The organism is Pseudomonas sp. SORGH_AS_0211 (assembly GCF_031453455.1).
GTDB lineage: Bacteria > Pseudomonadota > Gammaproteobacteria > Pseudomonadales > Pseudomonadaceae > Chryseomonas > Chryseomonas aestiva.
Genome location: NZ_JAVIZV010000001.1, coordinates 3,007,409 through 3,030,126, shown reverse-complemented (window position 1 = coordinate 3,030,126; position 22,718 = coordinate 3,007,409). Strand labels below are relative to the sequence as shown.

Genomic DNA, 22,718 nt, shown 5'->3' with positions numbered 1-22,718 from the left:
CACGGTCAGAGCGCCGCGGCCCCGACCCTGACCGCGCTCCACCCGGCGCAGCAGGCGACTGAGCACATCGGCCAGGAGCACCAGCACCAGGAAGGTCAGCAGCAGGCTGGCCACCTCGCCACCGGCGAACATGCGCAGCGACAGGTCCACCTGCTGGCCGAGACCGCCGGCGCCGACGAAGCCCATCACCACCGAGGCACGGATGGCGCATTCCCAGCGGTAGACGCTGTAGGAAATCATCTCGCCCGTGGCATTGGGTAGCACGCCATAGACGAAGGCCTGCAGGCGACCGGCCCCCTGCAGCAGCAGGGACCGCGCCGGGCGGGGATCGACCGATTCGAAGATCTCCGCATAGACCTTGCCCAGCATGCCGCCGTAGGTGATGGCGATGGCCAGCACCCCGGCGGTGGGACCCAGGCCCACGGCGCGGACGAACAGCAGCGCCCAGACGATCTCCGGCACGCTGCGCAGGACGATCAGCACCCCGCGGACCAGTCCGCGGAGCAGGCGCGGCAAGCGGCCTGGACGTCCGCCGCGGGGCAGGGCGGAGATCGACAGCACGCGAGTCGCGAGCAGGGCGGCGGGCAGGGCGATCAGCGCCGCCAGGGCCATGCCCAGGGTGGCGATGGCCAGGGTTTCCAGGGTGGCGCGCCCGAGCACGGCGAGAAAGTCGGCGTCATGGGCAGGCGGCCAGAAGCCGGCGAGAAAGTTGCCCATGGTGCGGGCGTTGTCGCCGGTGAAGAGTCCGAAGAGATCGAACTCCGCCAGGCGCAGCGTCGGCCAGGCCAGCAGCAGCGCCAGCAGGGTGAGCAGCAGACGAGGCCGCGCGGCCGGGTCCTGGCGGGGCGACGTCAGCATCGCGGCAGGTCGAGCGGCGTCTCGGCCGGGGCCGGGGCGGCGGGCGCCAACGTGGCGCTCAGCCCCTCGTTGGCATAGAGCGCGGCGAGATCGGCCGGGGTGACGGCGCTCGCGGGTTTGTCCCACAGCAGCCGACCGGCCCGCAGGCCGAGGATGCGCGGAAAGCGCTGCAGCGCCAGCTCCACGTTGTGCAGGCTGGTGACCAGGGTGCTGCCCTGGCGCGCCGCTGCGTCGCTCAGCACCTCCAGGGTATGGCCGGCCAGCACCGGGTCCATGGCCGACACGGGTTCGTCGGCGAGCAGCAGCTGCGGTTGCTGATAGAGCGCCCGGGCGATGCCGATGCGCTGCAATTGGCCACCGGACAGCTGGTCGCAGGAGGAATAGAGGCGATCGGCGAGATCCAGCGGCGCCAGGGCGGCGGCGGCGCCGTCACGATCCAGCGGATGCACCAGGCTGACCAGGCTGCGCGCCAGCGACCACTGGCCGAGGCGTCCGGCCAGTACCGCGGTGATGACGCGCTGGCGCGCCGGCAAGGGCGGCGCCTGATGGATGAGGCCGATGCGGGCGCGCAACTGGCGCCGCGCCCGGTTGCCCAGGCTCCAGGGTTCCTGGCCGAGCAGCTCCAGTTGACCCACGACCGGCCGCAGGCCGGTGGCCAGCAGGCGCAACAGGCTGGTCTTGCCCGCCCCGGATGGGCCGATCAGGGCGACCTGCTCACCCTGTTGCAGGCTGAGGTCGAGATCGGCCAGGGCGGGCGAGCCGTCGGCGTGTACCAGCGTCACGCCCCTGAGGGCGAGACTCACTTGAGCAGGCCGGCTGCCAGGGCGGAAGCCTCGATGCTCTTGTAGTTGTCCGGCGAGGTCGGCACGAAGCGGCTGGCCGCCTGCAGGTCGAGGATCGCCTTGTCGGCCGGCTTGGCCGGATCCAGGTCGAGGAAGGCCTGCTTGATCTTGGCCGCCAGTTGCGGATCCAGATTGCCGCGCACCGTCCAGTTGTAGTCGTAGTAGGTCGGGGTCGTGGAGATGACCCGGACCTTGCTGGTATCGACCTTGCCGGCGTCGACCAGCTTCTTCCACACCGAGGCATTGAGCACGCCGGCATCGGCCTTGCCCGCGGCGACCCAGGCGACGGTGGCGTCATGGGCGCCGGAATAGGCCACCCGCGAGAAGAACTGCTCGGGGACGATGCCCTCCTGCTGCATGAAGTAGCGCGGCATCAGGCTGCCCGAGGTGGAAGAGACCGAACCGAAGGCGAAGGTCTTGCCCTTGAGGTCCTGCAGGGTCTTCACGGCCGGGTCGGCGGTGATGAATTTGCTGGTGAATTTTTGATCTTCTTCGCGCTGCACCAGGGGGATCATCGGCGCCTTGCGCTGCGCCTGGACGAAGGTGAAGCCGCCGAACCAGGCCAGGTCCAGGCGATCCGAGGCCATGGCTTCCACCACGCCGGCATAGTCGGACACCGGGACGAATTTCACCGGCATGCCGAGGCGCTGCTCCAGGTATTCACCCAGCGGCTTGAACTTGCGGATCAGCTCGGTGGGCGCCTCGTCGGGAATGGCCGAGACGCGCAGTTCGGCGGCGGCGTGGGAGAGCAGGGAAGTCAGAGACAGGGCCAGGCCTGCTGCCAGGGCCAGCGAACGCTTGAGCATGGGTTTCTCCGGTTCAATAGCGGAAAAAAAGGGGCTGCAGTATAGGGGGTGGCGCTGTTTTGCGCAGCCGTCACGGCGCCGAAGGCCTTGCGGGATGCTGCTGCCAGTGGCCCAGGGGCTCTGGGCGGCCACTGTGCAGCGGACGAACCGGCGTCCGGGTCCGCTGCGGTGGTATCAGGGCGAGCCCGCAGGCGCTTAGGTCTCGTCGAAGAAGCGCTCGTTCCAGTCCACCAGGGGTTGCGGCGCATTGAGCTTCTGGCCGTAGATCACTGCGTAGGCCAGCACGTTCTGCACGTATTGCCGCGTCTCGTCGAAGGGAATGGTCTCCACCCAGACGTCGAAGGCCAGGTGCCGAGCGCCCGTCAGCCAGCGCTTCACCCGACCCGGGCCGGCGTTGTAGGCCGCCGAGGCCAGCACCCGGTTGCCGTTGAACTGGGCATGGACCATGGACAGATAGGCGGTGCCCAGCTGGATGTTCTTTTCCGGGGTCAGCGCCTGTTGTGGCGAGGCCAGGGGAATGGCGAACTTGCTGGCGGTATGACTGGCGGTGGCCGGCATCAGCTGCATCAGGCCCATGGCGCCCACGCCGGAGCGCGCATCGGCCATGAAACCGCTTTCCTGGCGGGTGATGGCGAACACCCAGCTGCTGTGCAGGCCGCGGGTCTGGGCCTCGCGCACGAAGCTTTCGCGGTAGGCGATGGGGAAACGGATGTCCAGATCGTCCCAGTACTTGGCCAGGCTGATGGTGCGGATCGCCGGGAAATACCATTGCATGTCATAGGCCATGCGCGCCTGGGCCACCAGTTCGTCGCGGTTGAAGTGGCGGCTGACGTAGAACCACTCGCGGCGGGCGTTGATCGGTTCTCCGCGGGCGATGAATTCCAGGGCGCGCTGCACGCCAGGGGTATTGCGCACCTTGCGCTTGAGGGCGTCGCTGAGCATCAGCGGCTTGTTGTTGAGCTGATAGGGCGCCTTGCTGCGATCGGCGGCAAGGAAGCCGTAGTAGTCACGCTCGCGACTGACCTCGGCGTATTCGCGCAGCACCGCCGGACTCTGCGGCTGCATCAGCTCCAGGGTGCGGGCGCGCCAGTATTCCCAGCGATTGGCCTTGGCCAGGCTCGGCGGAAAACGCTCGATCAGGGCGTGGGCATCGCTCCAGCGACCCAGGCGCAGGAGCAATCGGGCACGCCATTCGCTGACGTCGTCATCACGCAGCTCGGGATCGTACCGCTCCATCAGCGGCAGGGCGCGCGGATCGAAGTTCTTCGCCAGGGTCAGGCCGATCTGGCGGGCGATGGCGACCTTTTCATCGCGGGTGAAGGGCATGCGCTGGCTGTAGACGTCGAGCAGGCTCATGGCCTGTTCCGGGTCCTGGCGCGCCAGCTTGCGCAGGCCCAGGCCGACCACGTCGGCGAGGCTTTCGCTGGCCGGGGCGAAGGCCTGGACATTGGCGATCTGCTGCGGCTTCTGGGCCACGTCGATCAGCCGCTGGGCCTGGCCGGACAGCGTTGGCAACTGGGCGGACAGGGTGCGCACCAGGCCGTATTCGCCCTTGTCGGCGGCCAGCTTGGCGCGCTCCCAGACCCGCTCCTCGGTGAGCTGGCCACGCGCTGCCCAGGCCTGGAACAGGCCATCGCAGGTGGTCGGCTGGGCCTTGCCCACCAGCCAGTACTTCTCCGCCAGTTTGAAGCCCTCGCTGGCATTGCCCTGGGCGATCAGGTACTGGCCGTGCAGGCAGTCCAGTTCGGTGAAGTTGAAGTCCGGCGAATAGTATTTCTCGAAGCGATTCCAGTCGCCGCGATCGGCGAGGCTGCGCAGCCAGCGCAGGCGCAGCCAGTTGGACTGCGGCAGATCGCCGTGCTCGGCGAGAAAGCCCTCGATCTCGGTATCGCTGGCACCGGGGACGCGCTTGATCAGCTCGTCGTAGGCCAGGTAGGGCTCCAGCGGATAGGTGCGCAATTCGCCGCGATTGGCCAGGTAGACGCTGGCATCGCCACGGTCCAGCGCCGCCTTGGCCTGGTCGTAGAGTTGCCGCTGCTGCTCCAGGGGAGCGGCTTGCGAGGTGGTGGAGCCGATCAGGGGAGCGAGGAGCAGGGGCAGGATGACGAACAGGCGACCGCGCATGGGAATTCCGTAAAAGCTGGATGCGGAGGGGGCGGCGCGCCAGGCTCAGGGCAGGCGGCCGACCGTCACGGGGCAGTCTAGCTTACGTGCCGGCGGCAGGTGGCGAAAGCGTCGGCCATGGCCTGCCGTCGGGCGGTCCGGGCGTTTCGCCGGGTCGTGCAGACCGGCGCCGGGCTAGGCGTCTCTGCTAGACTGGCTGGCCTTTTTCGCGGAGAAACCCATGGCGCTGCTCAAGTTCACCAACGTATCCCTGGCCTTTGGCGTCACCCCCTTGCTGGACGGGGTGTCCTGGCAGATCGAGCGGGGCGAGCGGGTATGCATCATCGGCCGCAACGGCACCGGCAAGTCCAGCCTGCTGCGCATCGTCAAGGGCGAGCAGCAGGCCGACGACGGCGAGGTCTGGCGCGCCCCGGCGATCAAGATCGGCGAATTGCCGCAGGAATTGCCCCGCGCCGACGACCGCTCGGTGTTCGACGTGGTGGCCGCGGGCCTGGCCGGTGTCGGCGAATTGCTCGCCGAGTATCACCACCTGACCCAGGACACCAGCGGCGAACTGGACATGGAGCGGCTCATGCACGTCCAGCAGGAGCTGGAGGCCCGCGATGGCTGGCGCCTGCAGCAACTGGTGGACAGCACCCTGAGCCGGCTGCAGCTGCCGGCGGAAAAGACCCTCGCCGAACTCTCCGGCGGCTGGCGGCGGCGCGTGCTGCTGGCCCAGGCGCTGGTGGCCGAGCCGGATCTGCTGCTGCTCGACGAACCCACCAACCACCTGGACATCGGCGCCATCGCCTGGCTGGAAGACGCCCTGCGCGGCTATCCCGGCGCCGTGCTGTTCATTACCCACGACCGCGCCTTCCTCCAGGCCCTGGCCACCCGCATCCTCGAACTGGATCGCGGCAACCTGATCGACTGGCAGGGCGACTACGCCAGCTTCCTGGTGCACAAGGAGCAGCAGCTGGCGGCGGAAGAGACCGCCAATGCCCTGTTCGACAAGCGCCTGGCCCAGGAAGAGGTCTGGATCCGCCAGGGCATCAAGGCCCGGCGTACCCGCAACGAAGGCCGGGTCCGTGCCCTCAAGGCCATGCGCAACGAGCGCAGCGAGCGCCGTGAGCGCCAGGGCAAGGCCAACCTCCTGCTGGAAACGGCCGACAAGTCCGGCAAGCAGGTCATCCTCGCCGAGCACATGAGCTATGCCCACCCCGGTGGCGAACCGCTGATCCGTGATCTGACCCTGCTGATCCAGCGTGGCGATCGCATCGGCCTGCTCGGCCCCAACGGCTCCGGCAAGACCACCCTGCTCAAGCTGCTGCTGGGTGACCTGCAGCCGACCACCGGCAAGATCCAGTACGGCACCAAGCTGGAGATCGCCTACTTCGACCAGCTGCGCCTGCAACTGGAGCCGGAAAAGACGGTGATCGACAACCTCGCCGAGGGTCGCGAATTCATCACCATCAACGGCCAGGATCGGCATGTGCTGAGCTACCTGGGCGACTTCCTGTTCAGCCCCCAGCGTGCCCGCACCCCGGTCAAGGCGCTGTCCGGTGGCGAGCGGGCGCGCCTGCTGCTGGCCAAGCTGTTCAGCAAGCCGGCCAACCTGCTGGTGCTGGACGAACCGACCAACGACCTCGATGTCGAGACCCTGGAACTGCTCGAAGAGGTACTGCTGAGTTTCGAGGGCACGGTGCTGATGGTCAGCCACGACCGGGCCTTCCTCGACAACGTGGTGACCAGCACCCTGGTGTTCGAAGGGGAAGGGCGGGTACGCGAATACGTCGGCGGCTACCAGGACTGGTTGCGCCAGGGCGGCTCGCCGCGCCTGTTGGGTGTGCAGACCCGCGAGGACAGCAAGCCGGCGCCAGCGGCTGCCAAGGCTGAGCCCGCAACCGCTGCGGCACCCGTGGCCGCGGCAGCCGCACCGGCCAAGCGCAAGCTCAGCTACAAGGAGCAGCGTGAGCTGGACGCCCTGCCAGGTGCCATCGAAACCGCGGAAATCGAACTGGAAGCCCTGCAGACCGCCATCGCCGATCCCGGCTTCTACCAGCTGCCGGGCGAAGTCACCCAGGCCAAGCTTGCCCGCATGGACGCGCTGCAGGCCGAGCTGGATCGGCTCATCGAGCGCTGGGCCGAGCTGGAGTGATCCAGCCCTGCCGCGGCATCAAGCCTTGTCTTTCTTCAGGGCCACCGCGAGGGTATCGCAGGGCGCGCCGTGCAACAGGTCGTTGGACGTCGAGCCCAGCAGCAGCGCCAGACCGTGACGACCATGGCTGCCGACCACGATCAGGTCGCAGCCCTGCTCCTTGGCCATGCGGTGGATCTCCTGGCGTGGCTGTCCGTAGGCCAGCACGCAGTTGCCGGCCAGCTCGGCATACTGGGTGGTAAAGCCATCCAGCCGCTCGCGAGCCTGCTCGATCTGCTGCTGCTGCAGCGACGACAGATCCATGGGCACATCACCGCCAAAGGCCATGGCCATGGGTTCGACCACATGCACCAGGGACACCTTGCTGCCACAGCACTGACCCAGGGCCACGGCGCGACGGATCACCGGTTGGCAATCTTCGGTCAGGTCGACGGCAACCAATATGTGTTGGTAGGCCATACACATCTCTCCTTCATGATGGGGCGCCAGGCCATACCGTGGCTGGCGCTCGATTCGCAGGCTTCAGGTGCTGGCCGGACAGAACCGGCTGTCGCTCGGCAACTGTTCAGGCAGACGCTTGCCCACTTGTAGTTTCGACTCCAGGAGTCGGGGATAGCTCCACGGCTATCTTGCACAGAAGCGCGCCAAGCTCAAGCACTCACCACTCGAACCCCCGGCCGCGCTTTCCCCGTGCGTCCCAATTGACAAGCGCCCGCTTTTGCCAGAAGGTTGTGCGAACCGTTCAAACGGTTGTATGAATTTTCGCCCCGGCCCGGCCGGTGCCCTCCACACAACAATATCGGGGCTGGCGATTTTCGGCTTCCATCCGAAGCTGCCGCCCGCCTTGCGACCAGGACTCAAGGGAGACCCGCTGATGATTTTCGAAGGCAAAGCCCTTTCGGTGCGCGACGTGGAGGACGGCATCGCCGAACTTCGCTTCGACCTTCAAGGCGAATCGGTCAACAAGTTCAGCGCCATCACCCTGCGTGAATTTCGCCAGGCCGTGGACGCCCTGAAAGCCCACGCCGGCCTGCGCGGCGTCATCGTCACCAGCGGCAAGGACGTCTTCATCGTCGGCGCCGACATCACCGAATTCGTCGAGATGTTCGGCCGTCCGACCGAAGAGCTGCAGGCCGGCATCGCCGAGATCAACCGCATCTTCAACGACTTCGAAGACCTGCCGGTGCCCACCGTGGCCGCCGTGGGCGGCATCGCCCTGGGTGGCGGTTGCGAGATGACCCTAGCCGCCGACTACCGGGTGCTGAGCACCGCGGCGCGCATCGGCCTGCCGGAAGTCAAGTTGGGCATCTATCCGGGCTGGGGCGGTACCGTTCGCCTGCCGCGCCTGATCGGCAGCGACAACGCCATCGAGTGGATCGCGTCCGGCAAGGAAAACGACGCCGCCACCGCCCTCAAGGTCGGCGTGGCCGATGCCGTGGTCGCGCCCGAGCACCTGTTCGACGCGGCGCTGGACCTGGTCCGCCGCGCCGCCGCCGGCGAGCTGGACTACCGCGCCAAGCGCAAGCCCAAGCTGGAAAAGCTGCAGCTCAATGCCATCGAAGCCATGATGGCCTTCGAATCGGCCAAGGGTTTCGTCGCGAGCCAGGCCGGCCCGCACTATCCGGCCCCGCTGGAAGCCATCAAGGCCATCCAGAAGTCCGCCAACTACGGTCGCGACAAAGCACTGGAAGTCGAAGGCGCCGGTTTCGCCAAGATGGCCCAGACCTCGGTGTCCGCCAGCCTGGTCGGCCTGTTCCTCAATGACCAGGCGCTCAAGCGCAAGGCCAAGGTGCTGGAGAAGCAGGCTGCGCCGGTCAAGCTGACCAGCGTGCTGGGCGCCGGCATCATGGGGGGCGGCATCGCCTACCAGTCCGCGCTCAAGGGCACCCCGATCCTGATGAAGGACATTCGCGACGAAGCCCTGGAACTGGGGCTGAGCGAAGCCAGCAAGCTGCTCAACAAGCGCGTCGAGAAGGGCCGCCTGGAGCCGGCGAAGATGGCCGAGGCGCTCAATCGCATCCGTCCTACGCTGTCCTATGGCGACTTCAAGAGCGTCGACCTGGTGGTCGAGGCCGTGGTCGAGAATCCCAAGGTCAAGCAGGCCGTATTGGCGGAAGTGGAAGGCCAGGTGCGCGAGGACGCCATCCTCACCTCCAACACCTCGACCATCTCCATCAGCCTGCTGGCCCAGGCGCTCAAGCGTCCGGAAAACTTCTGCGGCATGCACTTCTTCAACCCGGTGCACATGATGCCCCTGGTCGAGGTGATCCGCGGCGAGAAGACCAGCGAAAGGGCCATCGCCACCACCGTGGCCTATGCCCGCCAGATGGGCAAGAATCCCATCGTGGTGAACGACTGCCCCGGCTTCCTGGTCAATCGCATCCTCTTCCCGTACTTCGGCGGCTTCGCCGCGCTGCTGGCCCAGGGCGCCGACTTCCAGCGCGTCGACCGGCTGATGGAGAAGTTCGGCTGGCCCATGGGCCCGGCCTACCTGATGGACGTGGTCGGCATGGACACCGCCCACCACGCCCGCGACGTCATGGCCGAGGGCTTCCCCGAGCGCATGAAGGAAAGCCGCAAGACCGCGGTGGACGCCCTCTACGAAGCCCAGCGCTTCGGCCAGAAGAACGGCAAGGGCTTCTATGTCTACGAGACCGACAAGAAGGGCAAGCCGAAGAAGGTCGCCGACCCGGCCGTGGCCGCGGTGCTGGCACCGGTCACCTACGAGCAGCTTGAGTTCACCGACGAGCAGATCGTCGAGCGGATGATGGTGCCGCTGTGCCTGGAAGCCGTGCGCTGCCTGGAAGACGGCATCGTCGACAGCGCCGCCGAAGCCGACATGGGCCTGATATACGGCATCGGCTTCCCACCCTTCCGTGGCGGTGCGCTGCGCTACATCGACAGCCTGGGCGTGGCCGAATTCGTCGCCATGGCCGACCAGTACGCCGACCTCGGGCCGCTGTACCACCCGACCCCCAAACTCCGCGAAATGGCCGCCGCTGGCCAACGCTTCTTCGGTTGAGCCTGGAGTAAAGAAATGAGTCTGAATCCGAGAGACGTCGTCATCGTCGACTTCGCCCGCACGCCCATGGGCCGTTCCAAGGGTGGCATGCACCGCAATACCCGCGCCGAGACCCTGTCCGCGCGGCTGATCGACGCGGTCCTCGACCGCAATCCCCAGGTCAATCCGGCCGAGGTGGAAGACGTGATCTGGGGCTGCGTCAACCAGACCCTGGAGCAGGGCTGGAACATCGCCCGCATGGCGTCGCTGCTGACCCGCATCCCCCATACCAGCGGCGCCCAGACAGTGAGCCGGCTGTGCGGCTCCTCCATGAGCGCCCTGCACACCGCCGCCCAGGCGATCCAGACCGGCAACGGCGACGTCTTCGTCGTCGGCGGCGTGGAGCACATGGGCCACGTCGGCATGATGCACGGCGTCGATCCGAACCCCCAGCTGTCGCTGCACGCCGCCAAGGCCTCGGGCATGATGGGCCTCACCGCCGAGATGCTGGGCAAGATGCACGGCATCACCCGCGAGGCCCAGGACCAGTTCGGCTACCGTTCCCATCAGCTGGCCTGGAAGGCCACCCAGGAAGGCAAGTTCAAGGACGAGATCATTCCCCTGGAAGGTCACGACGAGAACGGCTTCCTCAAGGTCTTCAGCCATGACGAGACCATCCGTCCGGAAACCACCCTCGAAGGCCTGGCTGCCTTGAAGCCGGCGTTCAACCCCAAGGGTGGTACCGTGACCGCCGGCACCTCCTCGCAGATCACCGACGGCGCCTCCTGCATGCTGGTCATGTCGGCGCAGCGCGCCCAGGACCTGGGCCTGCAGCCGTTGGCCAGGATCCGCTCCATGGCCGTGGCCGGGGTGGATCCGGCGATCATGGGCTACGGTCCGGTCCCGGCCTCGCAGAAGGCCCTCAAGCGTGCCGGCCTGACCATCGCCGACATCGATTTCATCGAGCTCAACGAAGCCTTCGCGGCCCAGGCCCTGCCGGTGCTCAAGGACCTCAAGGTGCTCGACAAGATGGAGGAAAAGGTCAATCTGCATGGGGGCGCCATCGCCCTGGGCCACCCCTTCGGTTGCTCTGGCGCCAGAATTTCAGGCACGCTGTTAAATGTCATGAAACAGAATGACGGCACCTTCGGCCTGGCCACCATGTGTGTGGGTCTTGGCCAGGGCATCACCACGGTGTTCGAACGCCTGCGCTGATCCGCCGCAGCGTGCGTCATCCGACCGGGGCGCCCCCAGGGCTGCCCCGGTTTTCTTTTTTCGAGGTGGAACATGGCATTGCAGACGGGACTTTACCGGCACTACAAGGGTCAGCAGTATCGGGTGCTGGGTCTGGCCCGGCATTCGGAGACCGAAGAAGAGCTGGTCATCTATCAGGCGTTGTATGGTGAATATGGTCTCTGGGCGCGTCCCCTGAGCATGTTTCGCGAGAGCGTCCAGGTGGATGGCGAGCAGGTGCCGCGCTTCGCGCTGATCAGCGTCGAAGCCGCTCCCTTGGGTCTGGATGCCACGCCGCAGCCTTGACCTTGCCGACATCGCCACTATATATAGCGGTGCCGCGTTGGCCGACCGCCCCCGGCGCACCAGACTGAAATCGATCTGGTCCTCCATCCGCCTTTATGGCGCTCGCCTTTCGCTCGCTTACCGCCTTCAAGCAGGAATCTGACTCTCCCATGGGTAAATCGCTGGTCATCGTGGAATCCCCGGCCAAGGCCAAGACCATCAACAAGTATCTGGGTAACCAGTACGTGGTGAAGTCGAGCATCGGCCATATCCGCGACCTTCCCACCAGCGGCGCCGGCACCGCCAAGGAGCCCGCCGCCAAGACGCGCAAGACCGCCGCCGAGGCGCCCGCGCTGTCACCCAAGGAAAAGGCCCGGCGCCAGCTCTTCACCCGCATGGGCGTCGACCCCGAACACGGCTGGAAGGCGCACTACGAAATCCTGCCCGGCAAGGAAAAGGTGATCGAGGAACTGCGCCGCCTGGCCAAGGACGCCGACACCGTCTATCTCGCAACCGACTTGGACCGCGAAGGGGAGGCCATCGCCTGGCACCTGCGGGAAGCCATCGGCGGCGACGACTCGCGCTACAAGCGCGTGGTCTTCAACGAAATCACCAAGAAAGCCATCCAGGAGGCCTTCTCCCGGCCGGGCGAACTGGACATCAATCGCGTCAACGCCCAGCAGGCGCGGCGCTTCCTCGACCGCGTGGTCGGCTACATGGTCTCGCCGCTGCTGTGGTCGAAGATCGCCCGTGGCCTGTCCGCCGGTCGAGTGCAGTCGGTGGCGGTCAAGCTGGTGGTGGAGCGCGAGCGCGAGATCCGCGCCTTCGTCCCCGAGGAATACTGGGAAATCCACGCCGACCTGGCCACGCCGAAAAAGGCCCAGGTGCGTTTCGAAGTGGTGCGCGAGAAGGGTGAAGCCTTCAAGCCGCTGAACGAAGCCCAGGCCAAGGCCGCCCTGACCAAGCTGGAAAAGGCCGCCTATCGCATCGCCAAGCGCGAAGACAAGCCGACCAGCAGCCGGCCCTCGGCGCCCTTCATCACCTCCACCCTGCAGCAGGCGGCGAGCAATCGCCTGGGCTTCGGGGTGAAGAAGACCATGATGATGGCCCAGCGTCTCTATGAGGCCGGCTACATCACCTACATGCGTACCGACTCGACCAACCTGTCGGGCGATGCCATCGCCATGGCCCGCGGCTACATCGGGAGCGAATTCGGCAAGCAGTACCTGCCGGAAAAAGCCAATGTCTATGGCAGCCGCGAAGGCGCCCAGGAAGCGCACGAGGCCATCCGCCCGTCCGACATCAACGTCAAGCCCAACAGCCTGTCGGGCATGGAGCGTGATGCCGAGCGCCTGTACGAGCTGATCTGGCGCCAGTTTCTAGCCTGCCAGATGCCCCCGGCCGAATACCTGTCCACCACGGTGACCGCCGCGGCGGGTGACTTCGAGCTGCGTGCCCGTGGCCGTATCCTCAAGTTCGACGGCTATACCCGGGTCCTGCCGCAGCAGGGCAAGCCGGGCGACGATGATGTCCTGCCCGAGATGAAGCAGGGCGAGGACCTCGGCCTGGTCAAGCTCGACCCGAGCCAGCACTTCACCAAGCCGCCGGCCCGCTTCTCCGAAGCCAGCCTGGTCAAGGAACTGGAGAAGCGCGGCATCGGCCGGCCGTCGACCTATGCCGCCATCATTTCCACCATCCAGGATCGCGGCTACGTGACGGTGCACAATCGCCGGTTCTATGCCGAGAAGATGGGCGACATCGTTACCGACCGGTTGAACGAAAGCTTCGCCAACCTGATGGACTTCAGCTTCACCGCCAACATGGAAGGCAACCTGGACAACGTCGCCCAGGGCGAACGGGACTGGAAGAATCTGCTCGACGAATTCTATGGGGATTTCAAGCAGAAGCTGGAATACGCCGAAGCGGGCGAGAAGGGCATGCGCGCCAATCAGCCGACCCTGACGGACATTCCCTGCCAGCTCTGCGGCCGGCCGATGATGATCCGTACCGCCTCCACTGGCGTCTTCCTGGGCTGCTCCGGATACGCCCTGCCGCCCAAGGAACGCTGCAAGGCCACCATCAACCTGGTGCCGGGCGACGAGATCGCCGAAGACGACGAGGGTGAATCCGAGTCCCTGGTCCTGCGCGGCAAGCACCGGTGCCCGATCTGCAGCACCGCGATGGATGCCTATCTGATCGACGAGCACCGCAAGCTGCACGTCTGCGGCAATAACCCGGACTGCCCGGGCTACGAGATCGAGGAGGGCAGCTATCGCATCAAGGGCTACGAAGGCCCGTCGCTGGAATGCGACAAGTGCGGCAGCGAGATGCAGCTCAAGACCGGCCGCTTCGGCAAGTTCTTCGGCTGTACCAACCCGGCCTGCAAGAACACCCGCAAGCTGCTCAAGAACGGTGAGCCGGCGCCGCCGAAGATGGACGCCGTGCCCATGCCGGAGCTGCGTTGCGAAAAGGTCGACGACACCTATGTGCTGCGTGACGGCGCTTCGGGTCTGTTCCTGGCTGCCAGCGGCTTCCCGAAGAATCGCGAGACCCGCGCGCCGTTGGTCAGCGAATTGCTGCCTCATCGCGACGAGATCGATCCCAAGTACCATTATCTGCTCAGTGCCCCGGTGAAGGATGCCGAGGGTCGCCCGGCGGTGATCCGCTTCAGCCGCAAGACCAAAGAGCAGTACGTGCAGACCGAGGTCGAGGGCAAGCCCACCGGCTGGAAGGCCTTCTACGACGGCAAGAAGTGGCAGGTGGAAGAGAAGCGCTAGGGCCTCGGGCTCCGGCGCGAGACAGGCGGTCGGCGTGAGCCGGCTCCAGGAGATGGGCATGGCCAACGAGCGTTACACCCGCACCAACCAGAAGCTCTATTTCGCCGGCCTGGCGCTGGACAACTGGCGCTCGGCTCAGGCGGCACCTTCCGCACAAAGCCAGGGCCGCATCATGGCCGAGCGCGAGGCCTGCCTGTTTCACCTGCATGGCGCCCTGCTGGGCCTCTGTCAGGAGGTGGCGGGTTTCTACCGCCATCCCACCATGGAGGCCACATCGCTCGCCGTACTGCTCTCACCTGAAGCCTTGAACGAGGCGCCCAGTCCGGAAATGGGGGAGCTGGTGGAGCTGGCTGGCAATCCGGAGACCTGGCTGGCACGGCTGATCGCCGAATACCAGCGGCTGCTGCAGCCGCCCCAGGCGCCACGACGGCCCAAGCAGGACCCGACGCTGGCCTTGATCGAGGCGGTCAGCCTGGAACCGGCCGAGCCGGAACTGGGTCTTGAAGAAGTGGAAGCCTGGCGCGACAGCCTCAAGCAAACGGCGCTCAGATTCCGCGGTGCCATGACCGAGTGGTAGGCCCGTTCCACCAGCAACTCATCCAAGGCTGCCAGGATGCTGGCCTTGCAGACCGTCGAAAAAGGCTCAGGCAAGTCAGCCTCTCAGACCCCACGCTGTTACACTATCCGCTTAGCTGTGGAGATACTGAATGACTACTGCCTACCTGGAAATCGTTGAACTCTCCGATGGTCGCATCGTGCTGCGCCGTGCGGACGACGAGGAAGCCCTCGTTACCCTTGAGTTTTCCAGCGATGCCAAGGATTTCCTGCATGGACAGCAGATAGAGGTGGCCAAGGCCATGTTCAACCTGGGCGTGCAGATGGCGGGTCGCTTGGCCGAAGGCGACAGCCTTCAGCGTGACGATCAACCCCGCGTCCTGCACTGACTCTCCGCCTGATCCGGCATTCCGCGCGGGAATGCCACCGCTATATCCCTTTCTGCCTGCTGCCTACGCGAATCTGACGTTCAGACTCTGGCTGTTGCCTTGGGCCGCGGCGCGTGCCAGTTGCTGCTTGCCCGCATCGCTCAGGTCGTGCAGCCAGCTGATCACCGTATGACTCTGTCCCTTGCGCAACACCTCGCAGGCCAGTTGCAGGGTCTTGGCTGCGCTCGGCGTCTGCAGCAGCAGCACGCGCTCCGGATTCAGATGGGTACTGCGCAGCCAGGCGTTGCTGAGCAGCGACGGCGGCGTGACCAGCGTCAGCCAGCGGGCATCGTCCTTGTCGCTCAGCTGGCGCAGGATGGGCGCCAGCAATTGCAGGCACTGCTCCTGGCTACCGTGCAGGGACATCTCGCTGAAGGTGTCCGGCAGCGAAGCGGTCGGCAGCTCCCGTGCCGGCTTGCCGGACTTGGGCAGAAAGGCGGTCAGCTCCTGCAGCAGGAGCTCGGGTGCCAGATCCAGCTCCTGAACGGACGAGCGCGGTGCATCGAACATCAGGGGAAATTGCATGGCGACCTCCTGGAGGCGACTTGATCAAATCCACTTGACGTCATGTACCACGGATACATGACGTCACTGTGCTCAGCCTGGTCTTGAGCGCTTTACGAAGCGCGAACAGATACCCCCGATCAAGACCTCGGCGTAAGGCAAAAGGCGTGATAAAGGCTGGCCCGAAGGCCAGCCTTAGACGTTAACGGCGGATGACGCCAACGCTTAACCCTTCGATGGCGAATTCCTGGGTAGAAAGATCGACTTCGATAGGGGAGAACTCGGGATTCTCTGCCAGCAGGGTGACCTGGTTGCCCGAGCGCTTGAATCTCTTCACGGTGACCTCGTCGCCCACCCGGGCCACGACGATCTGGCCATTGTGCACCTCGCGGGTCACATGGACGGCCAGGAGGTCGCCATCGAGGATGCCGACGTCTCTCATGCTCATGCCCTTGACCTTGAGCAGGTAGTCGGCACGTGGCTGGAAGAAGGCCGGATTGATGGCGCAGTTCTCTTCGACGTTCTGTTCGGCGAGGATGGGCGCGCCCGCGGCGACCCGACCAATGACCGGCAGGCTCTCGTCGGCCTTGCGCGTGGCATCCAGCCCCGGGATGCGGATGCCCCGGGAGGCGCCCGGCGTCATCTCGATGGCGCCCTTGCGCGCCAGGGCCTTGAGGTGCTCCTCGGCCGCGTTCGGCGATTTGAAACCAAGCTCCTGCGCGATCTCCGCGCGGGTAGGCGGAAAACCATTGGCTTCGAGGCAACGCTTGATGAAGGCCAGGATCTCGGCTTGTCGCGGTGTCAGTTTCAGCATGATGCACGTCGCGTCGTCTAATGATGCTGTGATTATATACAGTAACTCCGGGTGGTAGGCAAGGCCGCTGCCCAGGCCTTCGGACGACAGGCCCGATTCACCGCAATCTGCCTCCCGAGCGTGGATCGCCGGCTCTTTCACGCCCTTGTGCAGACCCCTCGAGTCCAGCTCGCGATTGACTTGGATAGCGTTTGAAACATATGTTTCAAACGGAAATTCATCTATCGAGGAAGGTCATGGCGCAGTCGGATACCGTAGAGCGCATTCTGGATGCGGCCGAGCAGCTGTTCGCCGAGCGCGGCTTTGCCGAAACCTCGTTGCGACTCATCACCACGCGAGCCGGGGTCAACCTGGCTGCGGTCAACTATCACTTCGGCTCGAAGAAGGCCCTGATCCAGGCGGTGTTCTCGCGCTTTCTCGATCCCTTCTGCTTCAACCTGGAGCGGGACCTCGATCAGTGGCAGCCGAAGAACGGCGAGGAGGTGAGCCTGGAGGCGCTGCTGAATCTGCTGGTGGATCACTCCCTGGCCATCAAGCCGCGGCATGGCAATGACCTCTCGGTGTTCATGCGCCTGCTGGGCCTGGCCTTCAGCCAGAGCCAGGGCCACCTGCGCAAGTACCTGGAACAGACCTACGGCCGCGCGTTCCGCCGCTTCCTGCTGCTGGTGAATCGAGCCGTACCCGAGATTCCGCCGCTGGAGCTGTTCTGGCGCGCCCACTTCATGCTGGGCGCGGCGGTGTTCAGCATGTCCGGCATCAAGGCACTGCGGGCGATCGGCGAAAACGATTTCGGCGTCGATACCCATACCGATCAGGTACTGCGACTGATGGTGCCCTTCCTCGCCAGCGGAATGCGCGCCCCCACGGCGATGCACGCGCCGGAGCTGGCCCAGGCGCAATATCGGCCACGGCGGCCGGTGGTCGCGGAGATGGCCGAGAGCTACTAGGCTGCGAGGCCGGCGGTGCCTGGGGTAAGCTTGCGTCCCTTTCACGGCGCCGTGCGCCGGAGCATTCGGACGAGGTACCCATGCAAGGCTCCCTGATGGTCGATATCGCTGGCACTTGGCTCACCGCCGAGGATCGCCAGCTGCTGCGCCAGCCGGAGGTGGGCGGACTGATCCTGTTCGCCCGCAACATCGAAACCCCAGGGCAGGTACGGGAACTGTGCCGTGCCATTCGCGCGGTGCGGCCAGAGCTGTTGCTGGCCGTGGACCAGGAAGGCGGTCGCGTGCAGCGCCTGCGCCGCGACGTGGTGCGGTTGCCGGCCATGGGGCAGCTGGGCGGACGCGCGGACAGCCTGGAGCTGGCCCGACTCTGCGGCTGGCTGATGGCGACCGAGATCCTGGCGGTGGGGCTGGACTTCAGCTTCGCCCCGGTGCTGGACGTCGACCATGGGCGCAGCCAGGTCATAGGCGCCCGTTCCTTCGGCAGTGCCGACCAGGTGATCGAGCTGGGCAGCGCCTTCATCACCGGCATGGGCGACGCCGGCATGGCCGCCACCGGCAAGCACTTCCCCGGCCATGGCTGGGCCGAAGCCGACTCCCACTATGCCATTCCCACCGACGAGCGCGATCTGGACACCCTGCTGCGCACCGACCTGCGCCCGTTCCAGGCTCTCTTGCCGACCTTGGGTGCGGTGATGCCCGCTCACGTCATCTATCCCGCGGTGGATCCCCAGCCTGCCGGCTTTTCCCGACGCTGGCTGCAGGACATCCTGCGCGGCCAGCTGGATTACCAGGGCGTGATCTTCAGCGACGACCTGTCGATGGCGGGTGCCCACGTCGCGGGCGATGCCGGCCAGCGCGTCGAGGCGGCGCTCAGCGCCGGCTGCGACATGGGCCTGGTGTGCAATGACCGCGCAGCGGCTGAGCTGGCTCTGACCCGGGTACAGCAGCTGGGCGTCTCGCCCGCGCCACGACTGGCCAGCATGAGAGCTCGCCGCCTTGTCGATCTCGATTACCGCCAGCAACCGCAGTGGAGTCTTGCCCTGCGGCGGTTGCGCCAGGCTGAACTCATCTAAAGGACGTTTCCATGACTACCTACGCCATCATCGGCGGTACCGGCCTCACCGCGCTCGCGGGTCTGGAGCTGGACCAGGCCCAGACCTTCGAGACGCCCTGGGGTGTGCCCTCGGCGCCCGTGCAGCGTGGCCACTATGCCGGCCGCCCGGTGCTGTTCCTGGCCCGCCACGGCCACCCGCATCGCATTCCGCCGCACCAGGTCAACTACCGCGCCAACCTCTGGGCGCTCAGGGAGGCCGGCGCCGAAGCCATCGTCGCGGTGAATGCCGTGGGTGGCATCCATGCGGCCATGGGCAGTGGCCACCTGTGCGTGCCCCACCAGCTGGTGGACTACACCTGGGGGCGCGGCCATACCTTCTTCGAAGGCGCGGACCTCGAGCATGTCACCCACATCGACTTCAGCTTTCCCTACGACGAACCCCTGCGCCAGCGGCTGTTGAATGCACTGCGCACGCTGCAGCTGCCGCACAGCGACCATGGCGTCTATGCCGCCACCCAGGGGCCGCGGTTGGAGACTGCGGGGGAGATCGTGCGGCTGGAGCGTGATGGCTGCGATATCGTCGGCATGACCGGGATGCCGGAAGCGGCCCTGGCGCGCGAACTCGCTCTGCCCTATGCCTGCCTGGCGCTGGTGGTGAATCCGGCGGCCGGCAAGGTGCAGCGGGAAATCACCATGGCCGAGATCGAAGCGGTCCTGGCCAGCGGCATCGACGAGGTGCGCCAGGTGCTGGCCGAGGTGCTGACAGGCTGATGAGCCCCAAGCCGCTCCCTGGATCAACCGGGAACGGCTCGTCGGTCAGCTGGCGGCGGGCGTCAGGCGATCGAACAGGGCTTCCAGAACGTTGAAGCGCTCTTCCGCCCGCTCCATCGGCACCTGGAACTTGAACAGGGTCGCGCCCTCCAGCCGGTACTTCTTCGGCTGTGCCTGGATCATCTTCACCAGCACCAGCGGATCCACCTGGGTATCGGCGGCGAACTCCAGCCGCCCGCCCTGGGGGCCCGCATCCACCTTGACGATGCCCAGGCCTTCCGCGCGCAGTTTGAGCAGCGTCAGGCGCACCAGATTCTTGGTCGGTTCCGGCAAGAGGCCGAAGCGGTCGATCATCTCCACCTGCAATTCCTTGAGGGCGTCTTCGTCCGGCGCCGAGGCGATGCGCTTGTAGAGGATCAGCCGCGCATGGACATCGGGCAGGTAGTCTTCCGGGATCAGCGCGGGAACGCGCATGTTGATGTCCGGACCGCCGCCCAGGGGCTTCTCGAGGTTGGGCTGCTCGCCCTTACGAATGGCCTTGACTGCCCGCTCCAGCATTTCCATGTAGAGGGTGAAACCCACCGCCTGGATCTGCCCGCTCTGGCCTTCGCCGAGCAGTTCGCCAGCGCCACGGATCTCCAGGTCGTGGGTCGCCAGGATGAAGCCGGCCCCCAGGTCCTGGGCACCGGCGATGGCTTCCAGGCGCTTTTCGGCATCCGGCGTCATGCCCTTGCGCGGCGGCGTGAGGAGGTAGGCGTAGGCCTGGTGGTGACTGCGCCCGACGCGGCCGCGCAGCTGGTGCAGCTGGGCCAGGCCGAACTTGTCCGCGCGCTCGATGATGATGGTGTTGGCATTGGGCACGTCGATGCCGGTCTCGATGATGGTCGAGGCCACCAGCACGTTGAATCTCTTGTGGTAGAAGTCGCTCATCACCTGTTCGAGATCGCGTTCGCGCATCTGCCCGTGGCCGATGCCGACGCGGGCCTCGGGCACCAGCTCGGCCAGTTCGCGGGCGCGCTTCTCGATGGTCTTGACCTCGTTGTGCAGGAAGTACACCTGGCCGCCGCGCAGGAGCTCGCGCAGCAGGGCTTCCTTGATCACCGCGTTCTGCTCTTCCATGACGAAGGTGCGTACCGAAAGCCGGCGGGCCGGGGGCGTGGCGATGATGGACAGGTCGCGCATGCCGGCCACGGCCATGTTCAGGGTGCGCGGAATCGGCGTGGCGGTGAGGGTGAGGATGTCCACCTCGCTGCGCAGCGATTTCAACTGCTCCTTCTGACGCACCCCGAAGCGGTGCTCCTCGTCGATGATGGCCAGGCCCAGGTCCTTGAACTTCACATCGCCCTGCAGCAGCTTGTGGGTGCCGATGATGATGTCGATCTTGCCATCGGCCAGCTCGCGCGCGGCGGCGGCGACTTCCTGGGCCGACTTGAAGCGGCTCATCACCTCGACGCGTACCGGCCAATCGGCGAAGCGGTCACGGAAGCTGTTGTAGTGCTGCTGGGCGAGCAGGGTGGTGGGGACCAGCACCGCCACCTGGCGCCCACCGTGCACGGCGATGAAGGCTGCGCGCATGGCCACCTCGGTCTTGCCGAAGCCCACGTCGCCGCAGACCAGGCGATCCATGGGCGTGCCCGCCAGCATGTCCTTGTGCACCGCCTCAATGGCGGCCTGCTGGTCCGGCGTCTCCTCGAAGGGGAAACCGGCGGAGAAGGTCGCGTAGTCGGCGGCCGGGTCCCTGAAGGCATAGCCCTTGCGCGCGGCGCGGCGGGCATAGATGTCGAGCAGCTCGGCGGCGACGTCGCGCACCTGTTCGGCTGCCTTGCGCTTGGCCTTCTGCCAGGTTTCGGACCCCAGCTTGTGCAGCGGCGCCAGGGCATCGTCGGTGCCCGAATAGCGGGCGATCAGGTGAAGGCTGGCCACCGGTACATAGAGTTTGGCGTCGTCGGCGTATTCGAGCAGCAGGAATTCCTGGGGCTGATCGTCCAGCTCCAGGGTGATCAGGCCCATGTAGCGACCGACGCCATGGTCGATGTGCACTACCGGCGCGCCTTCGCGCAACTCGGTGAGATTCTTGATGACGTTCTCGCCGGCATCGCGACCCTTCTCGCGGCGGCGGCGCTGCATGATGCGCTGGCCGAACAGCGGATTTTCCGGGATCAGGGCGACACCGGCTTCATCCAGCACCAGGCCCTCGTCCAGCGGCGCCAGGGCGATGGCGATGCGCTCGGCGCTGGCCTGGAAGGCCGCCCAGCCCTCGACCTGGCCCGGACGCAGATTCAGTCGGGCCAGCAACTCCAGCAGCACTTCGCGGCGACCGGCGCTTTCCGCGGTGAACAGCACCCGGCCGGGAAAATCGGTGATGAAGTGCTCCAGGGCCGCCAGCGGCTGGCTGGCCTTGGCATCGATGGCCAGGTCCGGCAGTGCTCGCGCCGTGAAGCGCTCGCGGCCCACACCGGATTCCAGGTCGTCCGCGCCGATGACCACCCGCGGCCAGTTCTTCAGGCGCGCGAAGCAGTCCTCCACCGGTAGGAAGACATCGGCCGGCGGCAGCAGCGGCCGCTCCGGATCGACCCGACGGTCCTCGTAGCGATTGCGGACATCGGTCCAGAACTGCTCGGCGGCCTGTTCGATACCCGGCAGCGAAAACACCTGGGTGTTGGCCGGCAGATAGTCGAAGAGGGTCGAGGTTTCATCGAAAAACAATGGCAGGTAGTACTCAATGCCCGCCGGCGTGATGCCGCTGGCCAGATCCTGATAGATGGGACAGCGGCGATAGTCCACGTCGAAGCGCTCGCGGAATCGCGCGCGAAAGCCGGTCACGGCTTCTTTATGCAGCGGGAATTCCCGCGCCGGCAACAGGCGGATGCTGTCGACCTTGTCGATGGATCGCTGCGTCTCCGGATCGAAGGTCCGCAGCGTCTCGATCTCGTCGTCGAACAGGTCGATCCGATAGGGCAGGTTGCTGCCCATGGGAAAGAGGTCGATCAGGGCGCCGCGCACGGCGAATTCGCCATGTTCGTACACCGTGTCCACATATCTGTAGCCGGCCGCTTCCAGGCGCGCGCGGGTGGCTTCGACGTCCAGCCGCTGGCCGACGTCCAGCACCAGGCTGCTGCCGAGCAGGAAACGGGTGGGCGCCAGGCGGTGTAGGGCAGTCGCCAGCGGGACTACCAAAATGCCGTGGGAGAGCTCCGGCAGCCGATAAAGCGTCGCGACGCGCTGGGAGATGATGTCCTGGTGCGGCGAGAAGACATCGTAGGGCAGCGTCTCCCAATCGGGGAAATTCAGCACCGGAAGCTCGGGCGCGAAGAAGCGCAGTTCCTGCTCCAGGCGATCAGCGGTCTGGCTGTCCTGGGTGATCAGCAGGGTGAAGCGGCGAGTCGCGGCCTTGGCGGCTTCAGCGATGGCGAGGGCTAGCGCGGCGCCGGGCAGGTTGCCCCACTGTTGGCGGCCGGCGGTTTCAGGAATTGACGGGGTACGCAAAACTGACACGCGGGCGGAACTCCGGTGGATTTCGGGAGGGTTGGGATTGTAACGACCGGGCTTTCGCGCTGTCAGTGCAGCGACGCGCGTAGATTG

The 22,718-nt window shown here is 66.0% G+C and carries 17 protein-coding genes and 1 pseudogene; 10 read left to right on the top strand and 8 right to left on the bottom strand.

All coding sequences use genetic code 11. The features are described 5' to 3' along the window. Positions 1-45: 45 nt before the first annotated feature. The 4 genes and pseudogenes from QE393_RS14075 to QE393_RS14060 form a co-directional block, all read right to left on the bottom strand. Positions 46-858, bottom strand: a pseudogene (locus tag QE393_RS14075) (PhnE/PtxC family ABC transporter permease); the annotation flags it as partial. Next, positions 852-1,661 carry an ATP-binding cassette domain-containing protein gene (locus QE393_RS14070; protein WP_310044139.1) on the bottom strand — a complete coding sequence of 270 codons (810 nt, stop codon included), beginning with the start codon at positions 1,659-1,661 and terminating at the stop codon, positions 852-854. The pseudogene QE393_RS14075 and the gene QE393_RS14070, both read right to left, overlap by 7 nt. Beyond that, positions 1,658-2,506, bottom strand: coding sequence for a putative selenate ABC transporter substrate-binding protein (locus QE393_RS14065; protein ID WP_273807993.1), 849 nt, complete (start codon positions 2,504-2,506; stop codon positions 1,658-1,660). Before QE393_RS14065 ends, QE393_RS14070 begins: the two co-directional genes overlap by 4 nt. Before the next feature lie 195 nt (positions 2,507-2,701). Further along, positions 2,702-4,630, bottom strand: coding sequence for a transglycosylase SLT domain-containing protein (locus QE393_RS14060; protein ID WP_310044136.1), 1,929 nt, complete (start codon positions 4,628-4,630; stop codon positions 2,702-2,704). 220 nt (positions 4,631-4,850) lie between these two features. Here QE393_RS14060 and QE393_RS14055 point away from each other — a divergent pair, with 220 nt between their 5' ends. Beyond that, positions 4,851-6,767 carry an ATP-binding cassette domain-containing protein gene (locus QE393_RS14055; RefSeq protein WP_273807991.1) on the top strand — a complete coding sequence of 639 codons (1,917 nt, stop codon included), beginning with the start codon at positions 4,851-4,853 and terminating at the stop codon, positions 6,765-6,767. Positions 6,768-6,785: 18 nt separating this feature from the next. Here the strand turns inward: QE393_RS14055 and QE393_RS14050 are convergent, their stop codons facing one another. Continuing rightward, positions 6,786-7,226, bottom strand: a complete 441-nt coding sequence (locus QE393_RS14050; protein ID WP_007162381.1) for a universal stress protein — start codon at positions 7,224-7,226, stop codon at positions 6,786-6,788. A 415-nt stretch (positions 7,227-7,641) separates the two neighbouring features. Here QE393_RS14050 and fadB point away from each other — a divergent pair, with 415 nt between their 5' ends. The 6 genes from fadB (at position 7,642) to QE393_RS14020 (ending at position 15,007) form a co-directional block, all read left to right on the top strand. Beyond that, a complete protein-coding gene (gene fadB / locus QE393_RS14045) occupies positions 7,642-9,789 on the top strand; it encodes a fatty acid oxidation complex subunit alpha FadB (protein WP_310044134.1) in 2,148 nt (715 codons plus the stop codon). A 15-nt stretch (positions 9,790-9,804) separates the two neighbouring features. Further along, positions 9,805-10,983, top strand: coding sequence for an acetyl-CoA C-acyltransferase FadA (fadA, locus tag QE393_RS14040; RefSeq protein WP_273807988.1), 1,179 nt, complete (start codon positions 9,805-9,807; stop codon positions 10,981-10,983). Between the two features lie 72 nt (positions 10,984-11,055). Further along, a complete protein-coding gene (locus QE393_RS14035; protein ID WP_208692317.1) occupies positions 11,056-11,307 on the top strand; it encodes a DUF1653 domain-containing protein in 252 nt (83 codons plus the stop codon). A gap of 149 nt (positions 11,308-11,456) precedes the next feature. Next, positions 11,457-14,063: a type I DNA topoisomerase gene (gene topA, locus QE393_RS14030; RefSeq protein WP_310044131.1), complete on the top strand. Its 2,607-nt coding sequence runs from the start codon at positions 11,457-11,459 to the stop codon at positions 14,061-14,063. A 58-nt stretch (positions 14,064-14,121) separates the two neighbouring features. Then, the gene (locus QE393_RS14025; protein WP_310044130.1) at positions 14,122-14,640 is read left to right on the top strand and encodes a DUF6586 family protein; all 519 of its coding nucleotides are present in this window, start codon (positions 14,122-14,124) and stop codon (positions 14,638-14,640) included. 130 nt (positions 14,641-14,770) lie between these two features. Beyond that, complete coding sequence (locus tag QE393_RS14020; RefSeq protein WP_007162387.1) at positions 14,771-15,007, top strand: hypothetical protein; 237 nt, start codon at positions 14,771-14,773, stop codon at positions 15,005-15,007. A 63-nt stretch (positions 15,008-15,070) separates the two neighbouring features. Here QE393_RS14020 and sulA read toward each other — a convergent pair whose 3' ends face one another. Both sulA and lexA read right to left on the bottom strand, forming a co-directional pair. Beyond that, on the bottom strand, positions 15,071-15,571 hold the full coding sequence (gene sulA / locus QE393_RS14015; protein ID WP_310044129.1) for an SOS-induced cell division inhibitor SulA: 501 nt from the start codon (positions 15,569-15,571) through the stop codon (positions 15,071-15,073). Between the two features lie 181 nt (positions 15,572-15,752). After that, the gene (gene lexA / locus QE393_RS14010) at positions 15,753-16,364 is read right to left on the bottom strand and encodes a transcriptional repressor LexA (RefSeq protein ID WP_183628616.1); all 612 of its coding nucleotides are present in this window, start codon (positions 16,362-16,364) and stop codon (positions 15,753-15,755) included. A gap of 236 nt (positions 16,365-16,600) precedes the next feature. On the opposite strand from lexA, the gene QE393_RS14005 reads away from it, so the two are divergent. From QE393_RS14005 to QE393_RS13995, 3 genes are all read left to right on the top strand, one after another. Further along, on the top strand, positions 16,601-17,311 hold the full coding sequence (locus tag QE393_RS14005; protein WP_310044126.1) for a TetR/AcrR family transcriptional regulator: 711 nt from the start codon (positions 16,601-16,603) through the stop codon (positions 17,309-17,311). Between the two features lie 80 nt (positions 17,312-17,391). After that, positions 17,392-18,384 (top strand): beta-N-acetylhexosaminidase, encoded by a 993-nt coding sequence (gene nagZ, locus QE393_RS14000; protein ID WP_310044124.1) that lies wholly within the window; start codon positions 17,392-17,394, stop codon positions 18,382-18,384. An 11-nt stretch (positions 18,385-18,395) separates the two neighbouring features. Continuing rightward, positions 18,396-19,136, top strand: coding sequence for an S-methyl-5'-thioinosine phosphorylase (locus tag QE393_RS13995; protein ID WP_273807975.1), 741 nt, complete (start codon positions 18,396-18,398; stop codon positions 19,134-19,136). A 45-nt stretch (positions 19,137-19,181) separates the two neighbouring features. Here the strand turns inward: QE393_RS13995 and mfd are convergent, their stop codons facing one another. Beyond that, entirely contained in the window at positions 19,182-22,631 is a 3,450-nt protein-coding gene (gene mfd / locus QE393_RS13990) for a transcription-repair coupling factor (RefSeq protein ID WP_310044121.1), read from the bottom strand. Positions 22,632-22,718: the final 87 nt, after the last annotated feature.